The following is a 3,695-nucleotide window of genomic DNA, read 5'->3' on the forward strand; positions in this document are numbered from 1 at the left end:
GATACAATGGACTCGCTAATCGGAGTTGAAGACTTTGTTGATGCGGCGGAAACGGTTCTAGATGCGAATGCGACTATTGCTGATAAGGTGGTTGCAGTAGGTGGTGCTTTTGCTAAGAGAACGCCTCTTGGCAAAGTGGTTAGTAAGGCGCGTAATAAACCACCATCACCTTTGAAAGAGGCTGAAGGTCGTCCTCACTCAATAATTGAAAAGCCGGGTAAGGATGGTCAATACACTACCCATAATGGTGATGGTACGTCGAAACAATTTCGTGGTTCTGGGCAAGAGCATGGAGGAGTTCCACGTCCAAATGTAAAAGAAATAGGAAAGAACGTCACACCTGATGGTCGTGAATTTATCGATAAAGGGCGTGTACGTCCCGCACGTCCAGACGAAATACCTGAGGGTTAAAATGAGTTACAACAAACCATTTGATTTTGCTATGTTCGTTTCTGCCAATGTAGAGCGTAGGGTATCAGGTTTTGACTACCTGCATGCAGCGTATAAGTCACAAGAATTGGCGGCTGATTTTATTGTATGGTTTGCGAGGTTATTTTGTCCTGACTTCAAAACAGTAGATGGCACAGTTTTCATTGCAGAGTTGTTTGATACTGAACATTATCAAGAGTTATTGAGGAATGGCCATAGCTTTACACAAGCTCAGTACTGGTTGAATTTACTTGAGATAACAGGATTGTTTGATGACTTGTCGACAGATCAGGCTATAAAGTTTGCTGAGTCTTTAGCGGATAGTTGGAACTCAAAACTAACTAAAGAGTTTGGGAGAGTATCGGCTCCTGCAAGAGCTATTTATGATGAAGAAACGGGAGAGGTATTTGTAACAATCGGCGATCCTGATTAGTTGTTTGTAGTGGTTTAATGATCCCGGACACTAAATTAGGTGGTAAAGTCTCCACCGTAAATGAGGTGTTCAATGATAAAACGACAACGACGTACATTTTCTTCTGAGTCCAAAATGGATGCAGCAAGCTTGGTTCTCGATCAAGGCTATTCAATAACTGAGGCGGCACGCTCTCTAGATGTTGGTGATACGGCTCTACGACGCTGGGTCGAGCTACTAAAAATTGAGCGTGGCGGGAAGACCCCAACCGTCTGTAGTGGTACGGTGAATTTGGCCACCTGATTAGAGGTGTTAAGATACACCTCATAGCATGACAGGTGAAACTATGACCAAGCGTACCAGACGCACTTTCAGTGCGGAGTTCAAACTCGAAGCAGCGCAACTTGTTCTCGACCAAAACTACACCGTTGTTGAAGCCGCCAAAGCCATGGGGGTGGGTAAATCGACAATGGATAAGTGGGTAAGGCAGCTCAAGTAAGAAAGAAAGGGAGTGGCTCCTCAAGCCTCACCTATGACACCAGAGCAAATTGAGATACGAGAGCTGAAGAAGAAACTTGCTCGCCTTGAAGAGCACAATGAAATATTAAAAAATGTATGGTCTGCTCCGTTTTTGCAAGTAAAAGCTCGCTGTCAGAATACGTTTGCGTCAATGTATCCGGCCTGTTTGTGAACCATCTAGTGTTCTGGCCTTGATGGGATCCGCACGTTGTTGTCCTAATAAAGCGCTCAGTCATAGAAGACTGCTTTTTTAGCCAGGCTTCAGCATCGTGGGTTTAACGCTTCTGTCATCAGCTTGTTTCTCGCAAAATCTATGGAAAATATAATTCGTTGTATGCTATTTCGTAGCCGAAGCTGCAGGATAAGGTTGATACTCCTGACCCGAGGTCAATACCTTCCAACAAATCCTCATTATCTTGTTAGCCAAGGCAATTAAAACAACATGGTGATGATGTGTCGCTTCTAACTTGGCTATCCACCGCCCGAGTGCGGATTTGTCTCGCTTCATGTGTATCTTTAAGGCTTTAGCCCCTTGTATCACCTGACGGCGTAGATAAACGTTACCTCTTTTACTTATACCACCAAGGTTGCTTTTGCCGCCTGTGGAATATTGTCGGGGAACCAAGCCCAACCATGCCGACATATCTCGGCCTCGCTTAAATTGAGTGCCTGAACCAACCGCTGCAATTAACCCAGTGGCGACAATTGGGCCAATACCTGGAACGCTGGATATAAGTTGGCACTTCTCTGACGCAATTGAGGCCTGTTGTAATTGCACACTCATCTCATCAATTTGAACATCTAGATGTTGCCAACGCTCTCGCAAGCGAAACACTAAAGCACGAATAAAGTCGGGAAGTCCATTTTCCGCATCCTCTAAGATGCTAGGTAAGTTACGTTCAAAAACTTTACGCCCTACAGGAACGGTAATGCCGTATTCAAGTAGTAGAGCCCGCATTTGGTTCACAGTAGCTGTGCGCTCAACAATAAAACGCTGCCTTACTCGATGAGTCGCTTGTAAGGCAAGTTGTTCGTGCGTCTTTAGAGAAACACAGCGCATAGTGCCACGACTGCCTGCTTCAGCGATTGCGGCAGCATCATTGAAGTCATTCTTGTTTGATTTTAAGTACGGCTTAACAAACTGAGCGGGAATAATTTTTACTGAGAACCCTGCATCATTAAACAATCTTCCCCAGTATTGGGAACCCGGACAAGCTTCAACCGCTACAATGGCAGGTGGAGTGTTAATCACAAAGGTTTTAAGCTGATTTCGATTAAGCTTTTTTCGCCAAAGAATATGCCCTTGACGATCCATTGCTACTATGTGAAACCAGTTTTTTCCTAGGTCGATACCGTAGATATGCACATTTGAACTAGACATGGTCGGTCTCCTTGTTTTTGCGCTCTCCCTTGCTGAGTATAGATATCAGAGGGAGGAGCAGACCATCCCATTAGGCTACAGCTCTCTTGATGTCGGACTCACTGAACAACTCTCGATAATCGAGAAACTCAGGCAGAGCTTTAGCGTTACCACCTTATGTCATGTGTTCAGTGTCCACCGCAGCAGTTGCAAATACTGGCGTTGTCGCCCTAAACATGTTTCTCCAGAGTTGGTGAAACTCAAGAGTCTTATTAAAGAAGTTCATACGGCAAGCAACGGCTCTGCGGGTGCGAGAAGCATTGCCGACATGGTGACGGCTCAAGGTGTAAAACTGACACGTTATCGAGCTTCTAAGATGATGAAATTATTAGGGCTGGTAAGCTGCCAAACACCGAAGCACCGATATCGAAAGGCATCACAAGAACACGTAGAGATCCCAAACCATCTGTCTCGACAATTTGCCGTTACCGCTCCCAACCAAGTCTGGGTCGGTGATGTGACGTATGTCTGGACGGGACAGCGCTGGATGTATGTTGCTGTTGTCATCGACCTGTTCGCGAGAAAGCCAATTGGTTGGGCGATGTCAGTATCGCCTGATAGTAAGTCCTGATTACCCCCGACTTTCAGCCATACTAAAAGCGTCTATACTTAATGTATTGTTATGGGAGGGTTTGGTATGCCAAAGAATCAGATTCAATTCCAAGGTGGGATTTCTATTCCTCGATTTCTAAGTCTTTATGGCACAGAAGAACAATGTCAGAAACGCTTATTTTCATTGCGCTGGGAGAATGGCTTCATGTGCCCTAATTGTGGCTCTACGAGCTACTGCCAGCTTAGGTCACGTCCCCTTTATCAATGCAATCGATGTCATCAACAAACCTCATTAACAGCAGGGACATTGCTTTCCAATAGTAAGCTTCCATTAACGGTTTGGTTTCTTGCTATCTACTTAAT

Annotated in this window: 4 protein-coding genes and 3 pseudogenes; 6 read left to right on the top strand and 1 reads right to left on the bottom strand. The window is 45.0% G+C overall.

Going from position 1 to position 3,695, the window contains the following annotated elements; genetic code table 11:
• The 4 genes and pseudogenes from QTN95_RS19900 to QTN95_RS19915 all read left to right on the top strand — a co-directional run.
• A partial coding sequence (locus QTN95_RS19900) for a hypothetical protein (RefSeq protein WP_331418726.1) occupies positions 1-411 on the top strand: 411 nt, incomplete at its 5' end.
• A gap of 1 nt (position 412) precedes the next feature.
• Entirely contained in the window at positions 413-862 is a 450-nt protein-coding gene (locus tag QTN95_RS19905; RefSeq protein ID WP_331418728.1) for a hypothetical protein, read from the top strand.
• A gap of 75 nt (positions 863-937) precedes the next feature.
• A pseudogene (locus tag QTN95_RS19910) lies at positions 938-1,108 on the top strand (transposase); the annotation flags it as partial.
• 79 nt (positions 1,109-1,187) lie between these two features.
• Positions 1,188-1,451: pseudogene (locus tag QTN95_RS19915) on the top strand (transposase); the annotation flags it as partial.
• A 246-nt stretch (positions 1,452-1,697) separates the two neighbouring features.
• Here QTN95_RS19915 and QTN95_RS19920 read toward each other — a convergent pair.
• A complete protein-coding gene (locus QTN95_RS19920; RefSeq protein ID WP_101958368.1) occupies positions 1,698-2,741 on the bottom strand; it encodes an IS110 family transposase in 1,044 nt (347 codons plus the stop codon).
• A gap of 79 nt (positions 2,742-2,820) precedes the next feature.
• On the opposite strand from QTN95_RS19920, the pseudogene QTN95_RS19925 reads away from it, so the two are divergent.
• Positions 2,821-3,345: pseudogene (locus tag QTN95_RS19925) on the top strand (DDE-type integrase/transposase/recombinase); the annotation flags it as partial.
• Positions 3,346-3,417: 72 nt separating this feature from the next.
• Positions 3,418-3,695 (top strand): transposase (locus tag QTN95_RS19930; RefSeq protein ID WP_331418731.1); only part of this gene is annotated, 278 nt, incomplete at its 3' end.

The organism is Vibrio sp. M260112 (assembly GCF_036533775.1).
Classification (GTDB): domain Bacteria; phylum Pseudomonadota; class Gammaproteobacteria; order Enterobacterales; family Vibrionaceae; genus Vibrio.